Here is a 15,166-nt window from a genome sequence, read left to right on the forward strand (position 1 = left end):
TTAAATAAAATTACTTTTTAAATAAATCAGTCAATTTTGTCCATAAACTTTTTTTAGAATCTTGTTTAGAGCGTGTTTGTTCTTTTTGTCTAGGTTCAAGCAATGTTCTGTATAAAAATTCATCAGGACAAGCATCATCCAAAGTATATTTCGTCTGAAATAATTCAAATAAAAGTTCATTGAGTATGACACTTGCCAGTCCAAATTCATGTACTGAATTTTCATAATCCTCTATATAACGACATTTATAATATTCTTCCCACCCTTCCATTTCATCTTCATTAAACTCCGATTCAGAAATATTTCTGGTCTGCAACTCACCATTTTCATCTTCAAATTCATGTATATAAAATGCAGGTGCATTTAACCATTGCTGTTCAAATGATAGCATTACTCCTGATTGGTAACTTTCATCATCAGCTTGTTCAAAACAACGAATTTGTTGAGCATTTTCATAGATTGCATAGCCCGCAGTATTTGCACTATCTACTCGTAAAAAAACAATTATCCGATCCATTAAACCTATCTGATTAAATTTTTCCTGCCAAATTTCAGGTGTATAAAACATGCTATGAACATAACCGGCATGATGTAATATCAAATAACCATTTACTAAATAAAAGCTAAAATCCTCTTCACTTCCTGTATTAAAATCCGATGTCCATTGCTCTCTTTTGTATAAAGGTTTCCCTTCTAATTCTTCAATTAATGCGACTGCCTGTAATTCATTACCCTGAAATGGCAATATCAATCCACCCACATGAGTTCCCATACATTTATTCCTTATCTTATCTTCTCTTTTAAATTCTACACATCGGGAATTAAGATCTTGAATTTACATTATTTTCAATAAGAGTACTTTAATTGTATTTTATTCATAATTGCTCTTTTAATTAAAAGTTACTAAACACCACCATTTTACCTTCAGGATAAATACCACTCCAACCGCATGGCAAACCACCTTCATAATAAACCTGTAAAATTTCTTGCCAAATTGGAGGGAAGTCATCATTTGCATAACAATTAAAAATTTTATCAAAATGAATTTCCATCATTTCTTCTGCAACACAAATCCCATCATTCATTTCCAATCTTTCAAGTAGACCATTTAAATTTTTCTTAAAAAAACCATAGTAATTCGTTTTAGATAAATTGTAATGAATTCTTAAACTTAATTCGAAACTAAAATTCTCTGGAAATTGTGTACTAAATAAATTCTCCCAGCTACTAAACTGATCTTCGTTATCCTCAAGCAAATAATTCAAAGCAACTGTTCTATCCGTTATTATTAATTGGTCATTATCTGTTTTATAAGGCTTAGAAAAGTAATTATCTCCTTGTAAAAAATCAATAAAGCCTTTTGCTCTTTCAGCGATTTCCGCCCAGTTTTTAGCATAAGCCATTTATTTATCTCTTTTAAACTTTTTATAATAATCATTAAGTTTTTGAATAATTTGCTTCAATTGTTGTAAATTTTCTTCTGTATTTCCCAATCTCGCAACATAACGACTTGATCCAATTTCCAAATCAATCTTTTCATTCATTAAAATAGCTTTATAAAATAACGCTTTTAAATCATCAAAATTGTTTAACTTACGATTAGAAAAATACTCTAATCGTTCTGACAATGAATTAACCACAATACCATCTACGATATAGCCCTGTTCCGTATCAAATTGAATATTGTTTTCTCGCAGATACATCTGCTCAGCACTTTCTTTATTGCCTTTAAAAAAATCTGCGAGCTTATTCAACATCAGTGTTATTCCAAATAATTTACTCTGTGGATGATAGCAAAATTAGAATAAAAAATTAAATCGATTTCAAATAAGCTCAAGACATATACAACGATAGATTTCTTATATAAAGCCATTTAACTTCGCATTTAAAAAAAGTTGTTAAGGTTTATATAAGAAATCCAATTTTAAAGATTCGCTCTACGACTTAAATCATTAATCAGAATCACTCGCCTAAACCATCAAGAAAATCGACAGTTGGGACAAAAAATAATGTTCCTGTTTGTGCTGTACTAAAATCTAAAAGGCGGTCTAAATTCCCTTCAGCATCCCCTTGAAACATATGTTCTAACATTTGTCGTGTCACACTAAATTTTCGTGCATAACCAATAAATAAAGTACCATATTCATTTTTTGAAGGATTAGAGAAAGGCATATTGGCACGCATAATTTTGAGTTCATTACCATTCTCATCATGCGCTTTACTCACAACATTATGTGCAGTGTTTGGCTTTACATCATCACCCAACTCAACATCATTAAACTTTTTACGCCCAATCACTTTTTCTTGTTCTTCATCACTTAATGCGCGCCATTTATCCATATCATGGGTATATTTTTGAATAAAAGCATAACTTCCGCCTTTAAAACTTAAATCCTCTTCGCCAACCAAAGCATATTCTGCAGCAATTTCAGGTTCGGGATTTTCTGTCCCATCGACAAAACCAATAATTGCACGCCCATCAAAATATCGAAAGCCATGTACTTCATCAATGGAATGAGTCACATCTTTCAACTGTTCTTGAATAATACTCCCCAGCTCATAACACAAAGCCTGACGATCTGCTCTTATATGAAAAAATAAATCTCCAGCAGTAGACACTGCTGTATATTTAGGTCCCTTTATCTCTTTAAATGTTTCCAATTCCTGCGGTTTACTCTGATTCGGAAAGAGTTGATCCCAAGCATGAGAACTAAAACCCATCGTTGCACTAAATTGAGCATCTGGAAAACGATTGGTCAAACTTCGAGTTAAGGCTGAAAAATTTGCTGAAAAATCGATAATAGTGTCTGTAATCGAATCTTCCTGATTCAATCCTAAAACGATAAATAAGGCATTTTCACCTGGTCGATTAAGTACAGGCTGGATTCTAGTATGAGTCATATATCAATGCCTTTATTTGTTGTTAATTGAGATAATTTAGCATGTTAGCAAGTGGCTGATTGTAAAAAAGCGAAAAAATTATAGATCACTTATTTTAATACCGAGTACCTAACTGATTTATTACATAATGCCTTTTATTTTTCTTTAAGAGTAAAAAAAGGAGGTACTAATGGTCTATATGCTTAACGAATTAAATCATAGCCCATAATTTTAAAACATTGCTGATCTTCCTCAAAAGCAATATTCAGATCAAGCAATAATGCCCTAAAAGCATTACATTCATCTAAAATTAAATCAGCAACCAACTGTCCTTGATGCTTTCGAAGTAAGGGTTTCACTTTCATATATTCAATATTAATAAAATAAGGCATGCCTTGCTGATAATATGGACTCCAGCCCCCAAAATACCAAGGGGTGCTTTTTTCAAAAGTTGCTTCGTTATTTTTTATAGACTCATGCGTAAGTGATTGATCTATCAATCAGACTGCAAAATAAGCAGGTGGAAAATTGAGCTGAGTGATTGAGTGTTGTAATTGAAGCCATTTTGCATCATTCATTAAAGGAATTAAATTCCTCTCTTTTATAATTCGATTTATTTTTAATCTAAAATCTATATAATTTCGATTAGCCTTTATTCTTTGTTTATATAAATCATAACTTTCCTGTAAGTTCATCCATCCCCCTAATATTTTTACAAATAAAAAGCACCCTTAACGATGCTTTTTCAATTGAACCATTTTATTGAAAAAAGTATTAGCCGTATTGTTTTTGCAAATATTTCACAATGGCTTCTGATTCAAATAACTCAACGCCTGTATTTGGATCGATTAAATAAGGAACTTGAATATCATTTTTTGCACGCCCCATCACCTCTACAATTTTTTCACGCTTCCCACCTTGCAAAGGTACATATTTACCAGGTTTTAGGCGCAAAACAGCAGGACCTTGATCTTGCCAGCGCTCTTTAGGCACATTATGCAAAATAAAAGGCAATTCAAGTTCAGTTAATACACCACGCACAATACGAGAATATGGACTCGCTTCAAAACTCCATAACTCTAGAGCTTGTTCAGGCGCTTCACGATTAATAATTTTTTTATCAACCCATACACCACGTGCGCCATTCAATAATGTACCTGCTAATGCTACAACTGGATATTTTGGGTAATGTGCATATTTTTTTGGCGTCTTGCCACTTTTACCATAATGCTGAAATAAATAGTTGATGATATCTTGAGACTGATACATAGAAACACCCGTATTATCATCCACTAAAAATGGAAAGCGTAACTTACCGCCTGTGTCTTTCACAATTTTACGGTATTTTTTCCCACCTTTTGGACAAGGAAACACTTCATAATCCAAATTTAATAAAGTCAGTACTTCACGTACACGGCGACAAAATGGCGAACCTTCAAATTCATACAGTTTTAATAACTTTTCAGGTTGATTTGGAAAAGCTGTACCTGTTGCTCCACGTCCACCTCCAGCAATGGTTGAAGCCAATGCCTGAACGACTTTAATTTGATGATGCACCATTTTGTTATCCTTGAGCTTTTATTAACTGATTTAAAAATCAGTTTTAAAGATGGGTGTTATAAATCTACTAATTTTTCTTTTGAAACCACAATGCCGTTATTATCCGCATAGATAAACTCACCTGCATTAAACGTTACACTGCCAAAATACAAGGGTACATCCACTTCGCCTATGCCTTTACGATTACTTTTTTTCGGGATTGAAGCCAATGCATGTACACCTAAGTCCAATTCAGCAATTGCGTCCACATCACGTACACAACCGTAAATCACCACACCATTCCAATGATTTTTAACTGCAGATTCTGCAATCATATCGCCCATGAGTGCACAACGCATGGAAGCTCCACCATCTACCACCAAAACTTTCCCTGTGCCATCTGTCGCCAGTAATTCTTTTACGCGTGAATTATCTTCATGACACTTTACGGTCACAATTTGTCCACCAAAACTTTTACGCGCACCATAACTTTTAAAAAAATGACCATCCATCGATGGAATGAGTGTCTGAATATTTTTTTCTGGCTGATTTTCTGAAAAATCATCTAATAAATCACAAGTGACAAATGCTACTGACACGGTTACTCTCCCTTATTTGAAATTTTGTATTTGTAAATTATCATAAATTACGAATGGGTTGGTCTGTGTTTGTGCAGCCTCGACCATAGTCTGAGCCACTTGTTCCGCGCTTACAGGTTTATATTTAAACGTATCGGGCACAAGATGTGAAAATTTTTGATAGAGCTTTTGTGTTGCGCTTTCTAATGTTCTTTTTTCCTGACGATCCCCCAATAATAATGATGGACGGATAATTGAAATGTATTTTAAATCCAGACCTTGAATATAGTGTTCTAACTCACCTTTCACCTTACTATAAAAAATTCTTGATGAAGCATCAGCCCCCATTGCACTTACCAATAAATAATGTGTTTCAGTCATTTCGAATAAATCTGCAAAATGAGCATTAATTTCATAATCAATATTATAAAATCGCTCTTTAGAACCTGCTTTTTTAATGGTTGTTCCTAAACAACTAAACGCATGACTAAAGCCATTTACATCTTCATCATTCAGTAATAGAAAATCATCTAGAATAAACTGTTTTATTTTTGAGTGTTTTTTAAACTCTTGATCTTCACGGCGTACAATTACTGTTATTGCCTTACAGGCTAAATTTAAATTCAATTGTTTTACTAGCTCACGCCCCACCAGTCCTGTCGCACCAATCACAACCGCATTCTCTATCGACCTAGTCATTTTTCAATCAATCCTGTTTGGTTTCATATAATTTAACGTTTTCTTTTCAATTTATCTGCATCTAAAATGTTGTCAAAGCATGTCAAGACTTGACTTTGGTGCTTTAGTTAATCACAATATGGCACTTGTTTACGGGCTGGTGATAATTCTTCTGATGTTGGATTTCAGTTGCAATTTCAGCCCGCCCAGACCAATCTATTTCAAGGAGTGCACGAGTGGCAAACTCTGCTCAAGCTAAAAAACGTGCTCGTCAAAACGTTAAAGCACGCAAACACAACGCAAGCTTACGTTCTATGGTTCGTACTTATCTTAAACGTACACTAGCTGCTATTGCTACTGGTGATTATGCTGCTGCTACAGAAGCGTACAAAACTACTGTACCAGTTATTGACCGTATGGCTGATAAAGGCATCATCCATAAGAACAAAGCTGCTCGTCATAAGAGCCGTTTAAATGCACAAGTTAAAGCTTTAGCTAACTAATTTATGCATGTGAAAAAAGCCCTAATTAGGGCTTTTTTTGTGTCTATGCTTTATCATCAATATATAAAAAAGGCCTGTATAAGACTTATTTTATGCATCTAACATGATATCAATCATTATTTTTCTAAAAGCTGAAACTCCCTAATCGAAAGTTGACTGACTTCACCTCGCCAAATCCACTTCAATGAACTCTCAATGAAGCTCTCTCCTTCAAACCATACAAATAAACCTTCCATCATTTCTGGCCAGTCTGCTTGTTGAATATGATTTCGCCCTGAAATGACTGCAATAATCGCAGCAAGAATAGTGTCATGACTGACTGCTAGGCTTAAAGCATTTTTATGTTGTGGATGAGTGTTATAAATCAACTCCAAGACATCAACAACGCCCGTGATTGGATGTTTCATTCCCGGCAATGCATTATTCACAAAACTGTTAATAAAGCCCAAAGCACCTTGTTTACGAAAGTAAGGTGCTGCTTGTTTAATATCAAGCACAAAACTTCCTGGCTCTACCAATAATCCTTGCTCCACTATCTCTATATGGTGCGTATTATTATCGATAGAAATTGCATCAGCACCCTGAATCATCAAAGCTGCCGTATCTACACAACGCTGAATTGGACTTGAAATGCAATGTTGAATCATCCGATCTGTATGATGAATCAGATAAGATCCCCAAGATTGGGCTAAATCACGACCTTGTGATGTTAATTGCAAGTCATAGCCTGCCAAACCCTGACCATCAACAATTTCACGTATTGAATGACGTGTAAATAAAGTCACAGGAACATTCGTATCTGGCAATAAATCAATTGCTTTCAACATACTCTTCGGCAATAACTCAAGCGCCATACAAACTCAGTTTCATTTTTAATTTATTTTCCACACTATAGCATGTCAAAAAAAATGCTCAATCTTACAAAGTCACGTTTGATAGCGCATCTAAAGCAATTTTTTGGTTATCTTTATCTCTAAATGCGATAAATCCATCATTGAGTACAGTATCTCGCTGATTATAAGTAAATGGCACAGCATTTAAACTCACTAAACCACCACCAATGCTTTCTAATAACCCTTGCCCCGAACTTGTATCCCATTCAGATGTTGGATGAAATCTTGGATAAATATCAATTTCACCTTCTAACATCATACAAAACTTATAAGCACTACCTGCTTCACGACGAATAATAGGAATTTCCTGTTCAATAAAATCGATATATTGTTGATATTTTGGATTTTTACTACTATGACTCAGACCAATTTGAATGGCATCAGCTTCAGCATCTTTAAATTTATTATATCGTTCCCACGTTTTCTGACTAAATGAATATTTATAAGGTAATTCAGTTAAATAGCCGATATACATCACTTGCTCAGTCGGTACAGCAATCACAGAAAAAATGGTTTGATGATTTTGAATCAAGCTTAGATTAATGGTGAATTCATCCCGTTCATGAATAAATTCTTTTGTTCCATCTAAAGGATCTAACATCCAACACGTCCTCCATTCATGACGTTTTGAATAATCACTTTCTTCTGAAAGCACTGGAATATCAGGTGTTATTTCAGCCAATGCCTGTAATAAAAACTGATTAACCCTTAAATCGGCTTGAGTCACAGGAGAGTGATCATCCTTTTCATCAATATTAAACTCACTACCCGCGCAATAATTTTGGTATTCTTCTAACAAAATCTGACTCGCTTGCGCCATGATAGGTACCAGTTTTAAAATTTGCTGATCTTGTGGAGCTTGAGTTGTTATAAACATGAATGTAACCTTCTTTTATGCATAAATTAACTACACCGATTCTCATGTTTGACATGGACGGTACCCTACTCGATCTCGCTTTTGATGATTTAATCTGGAACTTTAAACTTCCTGAACGTCATGCAGAGACACATCAATGTTCACTCGAACAAAGCCACGCAATATTAGGGGCTTTCTATCAAGAACATAAGCATACACTATCTTGGTATTCTTCTAAATATTGGACGTCTAAAGTTGGTGTCGATGTATTACAACTTCAATATGACTTCCAAGAAAAAATTGCACCACGTTTAGGTTGCTTTGAATTACTAACAACACTAAAAGAGCTCGGTTATCGTTGTTGGTTGCTGACCAATGCAGATCAAGCAGGCTTACAGTTAAAACTTGAAAATGTGGATTTAAGCCCTTATTTTGAACTCATGATTAGTAGTGAAGAAATTGGATACTCTAAGGAGTTTGTAGAGTTTTGGGAAATTCTACAACAAAAGCACCCGTTTGACCCCGCATCTGCTGTCATGGTGGATGATACTGCACCTGTATTGAAAGGTGCTGAACAGTTTGGTATTCAACACTTAGTGACGATTGTACAACCATCGAGTGGTAGAGCAGCTCGCAGCGCATTAGAACTGGAATACCCTGCTATTCAGGATTTAACTGAGCTTTTAACGTATCTGGATACAATTCAAAGAAAGGAACGCGATGTCAAAACAGCATGAGCAACAACCTGTTGAATCAATGCGTATCGATAAATGGCTTTGGGCTGCACGTTTTTTTAAAACTCGCTCCATCGCCAAAGATGCCATTGAGGGAGGTAAAGTCCATCAAAATGGTGAACGAGTCAAAGTATCCAGAGAGATACGTGTAGGCATGGAATTGACAATCCGACAGGGTTTTGATCAAAAAACAGTGCGTATTAAGGCACTCTCTTTTATTCGTGGTGGCGCACCTGCAGCACAGCAACTTTATGAAGAAACCGAACAGAGTGTGACTCAGCGAGAGTTGATTTCCACGCAAAGAAAATTGCATAATCTTGCCCGACCAGAGCATCGTCCCAGTAAAAAAGATCGTCGCGATATCAGCAAGTTTAAACAAGAAAGTGGGCAACAGTTTGATCAACAATGGTCATATATTGACGATGATCGTTAAGCTAAAAGTTGGCGCGACAATTCATGTCGTACCAGTTTAAATAAGCATAGATCAGAAATATTTTTTCTGTCACTATAACTGCCGTGGACAAAGATTGAATTAAAGACATCCACTTCAGTTATTAGTGATATTACATCGTTTTGAGGTTTACGAGATGGATGATAACAAAAGCAAAGCGTTAAATGCCGCACTTAGCCAAATTGAAAAACAATTTGGTAAAAACACAGTGATGCGTTTAGGTGACAATACTGTTTTAGCCGTTGAAGCTGTATCTACAGGTTCATTAACGCTTGATATTGCACTCGGTATTGGTGGTTTACCTAAAGGACGTATTGTTGAAATTTACGGTCCTGAATCTTCTGGTAAAACCACAATGACGTTGCAAGCAATTGCACAATGTCAAAAAGCAGGTGGAACTTGTGCATTTATTGATGCCGAGCATGCTTTAGACCCGCAATATGCACGAAAACTAGGGGTCGATTTAGACAACTTACTCGTTTCGCAACCAGATAATGGTGAACAAGCACTCGAAATTGCAGATATGCTGGTCCGCTCTGGTGCAGTCGATATGATCGTTGTCGATTCCGTGGCTGCATTAACACCTAAAGCCGAAATTGAAGGTGAAATGGGCGACTCTCACATGGGCTTACAAGCGCGTTTGATGAGCCAAGCATTACGTAAAATTACAGGTAATGCTAAACGTTCAAATTGTATGGTTGTTTTCATTAACCAAATTCGTATGAAAATTGGTGTAATGTTTGGTAGCCCTGAAACAACTACTGGTGGTAACGCACTTAAATTCTACGCTTCAGTACGTCTAGATATTCGCCGTATTGGTCAAGTTAAAGAAGGCGATGAAATCGTTGGTTCTGAAACTCGCGTAAAAGTAGTGAAGAACAAAATGGCTCCTCCATTTAGAGAAGCATTGTTCCAAATTTTATATGGCAAAGGCGTAAATCAACTGGGTGAATTGGTTGATCTTGCTGTTGCACAAGAATTGGTAAATAAGGCAGGTGCTTGGTATTCATATCAAGGCAATAAAATTGGGCAAGGTAAAAACAATGTGATTCGTCATTTAGAAGAGAATCCTGAAATTGCCCAAGAACTTGATCGTTTAATTCGTGAAAAGCTATTAACCCCTATAACCAAGCCTATTGAAGAGAAAGACGAAGCTGAGCCTGAGTTTTTAGATGCTTAATTGATATCTATTATTTCAAATGATTAAACGCCTCTCGAGGCGTTTTTTATTAGATTAAGATCAAGGTGAAAAAAATCAGTTATGATAAAAACAACCAATAAAGTCTCTTATTCAAAATACATAACTTCACTCATAGATCAAACAATACACCTCGTCGCATCATCAATAAAATTAAGGTTATTAGTCATTAGACGTCTTACGAAAATCAAGAAATGAACAAAATTTTATAAGTAAAAATGATATTTGATTAAGATTTAATGTTCCTTCCCCCCTGGGGATAAGGTTAGGATGAATCTTAAAGATAATCCTCTCCCTAACCCTCTCCTTAAAAAAGAGAGGAAACATCCATTATGAAAAAATATTGATTAAAAACTGACTTATGTAAGAGGTCTATTAAATACTTATTTTAAAACAACGAATCGTCTTTTCAAGATATTTAATTAAAGTGTCCAAGACACATTAATATCGCTAAACTAGTCCCTGCCCCAATTCGTTATTTTTGTTGTAGAAGATAGATTCATGGATAATTCAAAATTCCCTAAAATGCTTAATTATGAAGCACTCAAGCAACAATTTGGTGATGAGAAACCGATTGTTACATCACAGATTATTCAAGATGAAAATCTAATTCATGAAAAGACATTACTTGAATCTGACAGCCTTTTCAATGATCAAGCAAGTGAGCAAAAAACTCAGCGCCCAGGTCTTACAGGCTCTCGTTTGCGTTCTTATGCCTTTGCGGTATTGACTCGTAAAGAATACTCAAAAGCTGACTTAATTAAAAAACTAGCGCTCTATGCTGAGCATCAAGATGAAGTGATTCAGTTAGTAGATGAACTTGCGCGAGAAAACTATCAAAGTGATCAACGTGTTGCTGAAATGATTGTACGTAGCCAAATGCGAAAAGGAAAAGGTCCCAATCGAATTAAACTTGCATTAAATGCAAAAAAGATTGATAAAGCGCTGGTTCAAGATGATATGAAAGAAGTAGATTGGTATGAAGAAGCATATCAACTTAAAGTTAAAAAATATGGAACAGAAGTAAGTAAAGACCCTAGAATCAAAGCCAAACAAATTCGATTTTTGCAATATAGAGGGTTTGAAATGGATGCGATTATGAAAGCAATTATGAAACAACAAGAGGATTTCGATTGATTTAAAAGGAGCTGCTTATAATAATTATGGTGGCAGCCCCACTAGCAAAACTTCGGCACATCATATTTCCGATACCGTTGCTACCTTCCGGTCCTGGCGGGGTTTTCAGAGTACAATTGCGAAGCCACCAGCAGGGCTACCATTGCAAGAACAGAGTATAGAGACTTTTTTTTATCTTGCAACATTGAATTTGTGTTTTAAGCAAGTTATTCATTCATTTGATTATTCTATCGCCAAAAATAGAATATTTCTCAGCCTTTCATGAAAATATCCGCTCTGCTCTTCCAAAGATACTTTATATCTCCATGATTTACGTAGAAATGCTAGAAGATTGTAAAAGGCACTTGCAATTCATGGTTGAGCCGTTTTAAATGACGCAATATGATTATTTTTTCGAAACTTTGTATCTTTATTTAAAGAATAGACTGGGTTCGAAATATGTTTACGAGATGGATATATAATTATGCTAAAGAAGCATGCTCTTTTTTCTATTGCATTACTCAGTTCAGCTTCTCTTTATGCGATTCCCATTGAATCCAGAGGTTTAAGTGATTCAAATTCAACAAGCCCTGCGCTTAATTCATCGTCTAGCCCAATTGCAGGTAATATGAATTGGGATTTGATCCAAAAAAATCAACAATTAGAAAGTCAGATTCGTGAATTACGTGGGAAAATTGAAGAGCAAGACCATTCTATTGATCAGCTAAATAAAGAACTCACCAATCGCTATACAGATTTAGATCAGCGTTTAGAACTTTTAAATCAAAAATTAGATCCTGAAAATGCACCAACGGATGAAAGTCATTCAGAAGCGAAGCCTGCTGATAATCAACCAGCAACGCCAAACAATCCAACGAGTACATCGACAGCAAGCAAAGACACAAATAACACCGTTTCTGGAACAAATACCAGTGATCCACAGGAATTAGAAAAAGCAGCCTATACCATTGCTTTAGATGCATATAAAAAAGGTGGTGCGAAACAAGCCATCACCCCTATGCAAAATTTTATAAAAAATAACCCTAATGGTTTATATACAGGCAACGCTTACTTTTGGTTAGCAGAATTCAATCTCGCGATTGATCCACCTAACTATAATGAAGCCAAAAAGAATTATGAAATTGTTGCATCTAAATTTCCAAATTCCACAAAAGCCCCTCGAGCTTTATATCAACTGTATAGCATTGCTAAAGATGTGAATAAGAATGTCGCCACAGCAAATGTATATAAAAATAAATTACTTTCTACCTACCCTCAATCTGAAGAAGCAGGCTTTTTCAAAAAACCATAAGCTCAATTAATAGCACAAACATTCATAAAGCTGAGTCAAAAAAAAGACATCTTAAGATGTCTTTTTTTAATAGTTTAATTGATTAACGTACAATACCGCGTTTCGACTGTTCTACCGAATCAATCAGAAGTTGCACTTCCGCAACTTCTGGCAAAATATCTTCACGAATTTTAGTCATCGCCTGCTCAGTCGTTAAATTCGCCTTATAGATTAGCTTGAACGCCTCTCTTAAGCCTTGGATAACATTCTTCGACCAACCTTTACGACGCATCCCCTCAACATTCATGCCGAATGCATGAGCAGGATTACCAGACACCATCACATAGGCTGGAACATCTTTAAGAATTAAAGATGCACCGCCAATCATGCTATAAGAGTCAATTTTGCAAAATTGATGAATACCCGAGTTTCCACCCACAATGACAAAATCACCAATATGTACATGACCCGCAATACCGACATTATTCGCAAAAATATTGTTGTCACCAATGACACAATCGTGTGCGATATGAGTATTCACCATCAGTAGATTGTGACTGCCCACTTTCGTCAATGCTTTATCTTGGATAGTTCCACGATGTAAACTGCAATGTTCACGAATTTTATTGTGATCACCAATTTCAAGCCAAGTTTCCTCGCCTTGATATTTCAAATCTTGACAAATTTCACCCACGCTTGCGAACTGAAATATTTCATTGTGTTCGCCAATTCGTGTAAAGCCACCAACAACAACATGTGAATGAAGTTTGGTACCTGCACCAATCGTAACATTTGCTCCAATAATTGAATACGGACCAATTTCTACATCTGGTGCAATCACTGCTGATGAATCAATAATTGCGGTTGGGTGAATTAGATCTTTATTACTCATGCCTGCTCTAGTTTCTGATGAGAGATGATAATTTCAGCGGTTGCTGCCACCATGCCGTCTACACTAGCAGTACATAAATATTTGTAAATGCCACGTTTTTGCATAAGCAACTCGGATTTTAACACGAGTTGATCACCGGGTACGACTTGTTTTTTAAAACGTATCTTTTCCGCACCAGCAAATAAGAACAAAGAACCCGGTCGTGGCTTTTCATTGTTCATAATAAAACCAAGCACACCCGAAACCTGCGCCATAGCTTCAACAATCAGCACACCCGGCATAATTGGATAGCCTGGAAAATGCCCCTGCATAAACTCTTCATTAATTGAAACGTTTTTATACCCTACAATTGCATTTTCAGTGACTTCAGTCACACGGTCAACAAGTAAAAATGGATAACGATGTGGCAAATACTCACGAATCGTTTGTGTTTGCATAGGAAGTTCAGGAACTGCAAAAGGTAAAGCTGTAGACTCGGTCATAATTATTTACGCGACTTTAAAGTTGATTCAAGAGACTCAATTCGAGCCTGCATATGATCAAGCTGTTTCACTAATTTGGTCAATGGCACATCTGCTAATTGTCGTAAGCGTACAACCGTTCGTTTCCATTGATTTGTTTCAAATTGTCCAGTACCCCCAGAATAAGATCCTGCTTCAGAAATACTTTTTGAGATCATTGACATTCCCGTAACAGTCACATTATCGGCAATATTAATATGCCCAACAATACCAACTGCCCCTGCTAGCACACAGTTTTTGCCAATCGTGGTGCTTCCTGCAATGCCACATTTAGCCGCAATCGCTGTATTCGCTCCAATGCGAACGTTATGCGCGATTTGCACAAGGTTATCAATAATGACACCTTCTTCCAGTATTGTATCGTCCAGTGCACCACGATCGATACTACAATTAGAGCCAATACGCACATCATCGGCAATTTTCACAGAACCTAATTGAGCAATTCGATTCCATTTTCCTTGATAAGGTGCAAAACCAAAACCTTCACCACCAATCACAGTATTGGCATAAATTCTCACACGATCTGCTATTTTGGTCTCACCAGTTAAAGTGACATGTGAATCAATAAAGCAATCTTTTCCAATTTCGATATCATTGTCTATTTTGACATGCGACTGAATAATTGTATTTGCACCCACGACACAATTTTCACCAATCACTACATAATGCCCAATATAAGCATCATCAGAAATTATGGCTGAAAAGTCGATTTGCGCTGTGCTTTCAATACCACGTTTGACCACTTTCTTTTCAAAAGTATGCGTTAAAATAGCAAAAGCAAGATAGGGATTTTGAACAACAATAAAATTTTGATGATGATCAAGCTGATCTTTTAATGCGGATGTAACAATCAAAGCACCCGCTTTAGATGCTTGTGCCTCTTTTAAATATTTATCGCCATTGACGAAAGATATTTGATGAGGCTGAGCTTGGTCTAAGCTCGCAAGACCACTTAATACAAGCTTAGATTGACCAATTAGCTCACCTTGAACAAGTTGAGCTAATTCATCGAGACAAAATTGAGTCGAATTCATTG

At 36.0% G+C, this 15,166-nt stretch carries 20 protein-coding genes and 1 other RNA gene; 6 read left to right on the forward strand and 15 right to left on the reverse strand.

Annotated features, from left to right (window positions below; all coding sequences use genetic code 11):
- Nucleotides 1-10: 10 nt before the first annotated feature.
- The 9 genes from B9T35_RS12305 to B9T35_RS12345 form a co-directional block, all read right to left on the reverse strand.
- The gene (locus B9T35_RS12305) at nucleotides 11-772 is read right to left on the reverse strand and encodes a hypothetical protein (protein WP_086191398.1); all 762 of its coding nucleotides are present in this window, start codon (nucleotides 770-772) and stop codon (nucleotides 11-13) included.
- 121 nt (nucleotides 773-893) lie between these two features.
- Nucleotides 894-1,403 carry a hypothetical protein gene (locus B9T35_RS12310; protein WP_086191399.1) on the reverse strand — a complete coding sequence of 170 codons (510 nt, stop codon included), beginning with the start codon at nucleotides 1,401-1,403 and terminating at the stop codon, nucleotides 894-896.
- Nucleotides 1,404-1,757: a hypothetical protein gene (locus tag B9T35_RS12315; RefSeq protein ID WP_086191400.1), complete on the reverse strand. Its 354-nt coding sequence runs from the start codon at nucleotides 1,755-1,757 to the stop codon at nucleotides 1,404-1,406. It lies immediately after the preceding gene.
- A 205-nt stretch (nucleotides 1,758-1,962) separates the two neighbouring features.
- Nucleotides 1,963-2,901 carry a Dyp-type peroxidase gene (locus B9T35_RS12320; RefSeq protein WP_086191401.1) on the reverse strand — a complete coding sequence of 313 codons (939 nt, stop codon included), beginning with the start codon at nucleotides 2,899-2,901 and terminating at the stop codon, nucleotides 1,963-1,965.
- A gap of 182 nt (nucleotides 2,902-3,083) precedes the next feature.
- On the reverse strand, nucleotides 3,084-3,380 hold the full coding sequence (locus B9T35_RS12325) for a DUF6678 family protein (protein WP_086191402.1): 297 nt from the start codon (nucleotides 3,378-3,380) through the stop codon (nucleotides 3,084-3,086).
- Nucleotides 3,381-3,575 (reverse strand): hypothetical protein, encoded by a 195-nt coding sequence (locus tag B9T35_RS12330; RefSeq protein WP_086191403.1) that lies wholly within the window; start codon nucleotides 3,573-3,575, stop codon nucleotides 3,381-3,383.
- 79 nt (nucleotides 3,576-3,654) lie between these two features.
- Entirely contained in the window at nucleotides 3,655-4,440 is a 786-nt protein-coding gene (locus B9T35_RS12335) for a glutathione S-transferase N-terminal domain-containing protein (protein WP_086191404.1), read from the reverse strand.
- 56 nt (nucleotides 4,441-4,496) lie between these two features.
- Nucleotides 4,497-5,018, reverse strand: a complete 522-nt coding sequence (gene rraA, locus B9T35_RS12340) for a ribonuclease E activity regulator RraA (RefSeq protein ID WP_086191405.1) — start codon at nucleotides 5,016-5,018, stop codon at nucleotides 4,497-4,499.
- A gap of 12 nt (nucleotides 5,019-5,030) precedes the next feature.
- Complete coding sequence (locus B9T35_RS12345; RefSeq protein WP_086191406.1) at nucleotides 5,031-5,696, reverse strand: NAD(P)H-binding protein; 666 nt, start codon at nucleotides 5,694-5,696, stop codon at nucleotides 5,031-5,033.
- Between the two features lie 215 nt (nucleotides 5,697-5,911).
- Here B9T35_RS12345 and rpsT point away from each other — a divergent pair, with 215 nt between their 5' ends.
- A complete protein-coding gene (gene rpsT / locus B9T35_RS12350; protein WP_086191407.1) occupies nucleotides 5,912-6,178 on the forward strand; it encodes a 30S ribosomal protein S20 in 267 nt (88 codons plus the stop codon).
- A 116-nt stretch (nucleotides 6,179-6,294) separates the two neighbouring features.
- Here rpsT and B9T35_RS12355 read toward each other — a convergent pair whose 3' ends face one another.
- A complete protein-coding gene (locus B9T35_RS12355; RefSeq protein WP_086191408.1) occupies nucleotides 6,295-7,032 on the reverse strand; it encodes a histidine phosphatase family protein in 738 nt (245 codons plus the stop codon).
- Between the two features lie 64 nt (nucleotides 7,033-7,096).
- Nucleotides 7,097-7,948, reverse strand: a complete 852-nt coding sequence (locus B9T35_RS12360) for a 3'(2'),5'-bisphosphate nucleotidase CysQ family protein (protein WP_086191409.1) — start codon at nucleotides 7,946-7,948, stop codon at nucleotides 7,097-7,099.
- A 17-nt stretch (nucleotides 7,949-7,965) separates the two neighbouring features.
- Here B9T35_RS12360 and B9T35_RS12365 point away from each other — a divergent pair, with 17 nt between their 5' ends.
- The 4 genes from B9T35_RS12365 to B9T35_RS12380 all read left to right on the forward strand — a co-directional run bounded on the left by B9T35_RS12365 (nucleotide 7,966) and on the right by B9T35_RS12380 (nucleotide 11,447).
- Nucleotides 7,966-8,664, forward strand: a complete 699-nt coding sequence (locus B9T35_RS12365; RefSeq protein WP_086191410.1) for an HAD-IA family hydrolase — start codon at nucleotides 7,966-7,968, stop codon at nucleotides 8,662-8,664.
- On the forward strand, nucleotides 8,648-9,094 hold the full coding sequence (locus B9T35_RS12370) for an RNA-binding S4 domain-containing protein (RefSeq protein ID WP_086191411.1): 447 nt from the start codon (nucleotides 8,648-8,650) through the stop codon (nucleotides 9,092-9,094). The genes B9T35_RS12365 and B9T35_RS12370 overlap by 17 nt, the downstream gene beginning before the upstream one ends.
- Before the next feature lie 154 nt (nucleotides 9,095-9,248).
- Nucleotides 9,249-10,292: a recombinase RecA gene (gene recA, locus B9T35_RS12375; protein WP_086191412.1), complete on the forward strand. Its 1,044-nt coding sequence runs from the start codon at nucleotides 9,249-9,251 to the stop codon at nucleotides 10,290-10,292.
- Nucleotides 10,293-10,811: 519 nt separating this feature from the next.
- Complete coding sequence (locus B9T35_RS12380; protein WP_086191413.1) at nucleotides 10,812-11,447, forward strand: regulatory protein RecX; 636 nt, start codon at nucleotides 10,812-10,814, stop codon at nucleotides 11,445-11,447.
- 36 nt (nucleotides 11,448-11,483) lie between these two features.
- Here B9T35_RS12380 and ffs read toward each other — a convergent pair.
- Nucleotides 11,484-11,580, reverse strand: an RNA gene (gene ffs, locus B9T35_RS12385) — signal recognition particle sRNA small type.
- A 327-nt stretch (nucleotides 11,581-11,907) separates the two neighbouring features.
- Between ffs and B9T35_RS12390 the strand changes: the two genes are divergently transcribed.
- Nucleotides 11,908-12,738, forward strand: coding sequence for a YbgF trimerization domain-containing protein (locus B9T35_RS12390; RefSeq protein ID WP_228147142.1), 831 nt, complete (start codon nucleotides 11,908-11,910; stop codon nucleotides 12,736-12,738).
- 82 nt (nucleotides 12,739-12,820) lie between these two features.
- Here the strand turns inward: B9T35_RS12390 and lpxA are convergent, their stop codons facing one another.
- The 3 genes from lpxA to lpxD are packed head-to-tail and all read right to left on the reverse strand — an operon-like array spanning nucleotide 12,821 to nucleotide 15,164.
- Nucleotides 12,821-13,609, reverse strand: a complete 789-nt coding sequence (gene lpxA, locus B9T35_RS12395) for an acyl-ACP--UDP-N-acetylglucosamine O-acyltransferase (RefSeq protein ID WP_086191415.1) — start codon at nucleotides 13,607-13,609, stop codon at nucleotides 12,821-12,823.
- Nucleotides 13,606-14,091 (reverse strand): 3-hydroxyacyl-ACP dehydratase FabZ, encoded by a 486-nt coding sequence (fabZ, locus tag B9T35_RS12400; protein WP_086191416.1) that lies wholly within the window; start codon nucleotides 14,089-14,091, stop codon nucleotides 13,606-13,608. Before fabZ ends, lpxA begins: the two co-directional genes overlap by 4 nt.
- A gap of 2 nt (nucleotides 14,092-14,093) precedes the next feature.
- A complete protein-coding gene (gene lpxD / locus B9T35_RS12405) occupies nucleotides 14,094-15,164 on the reverse strand; it encodes a UDP-3-O-(3-hydroxymyristoyl)glucosamine N-acyltransferase (RefSeq protein WP_086191417.1) in 1,071 nt (356 codons plus the stop codon).
- Nucleotides 15,165-15,166: the final 2 nt, after the last annotated feature.

Source organism: Acinetobacter sp. ANC 3832, assembly GCF_002135415.1.
Lineage (GTDB): Bacteria > Pseudomonadota > Gammaproteobacteria > Pseudomonadales > Moraxellaceae > Acinetobacter.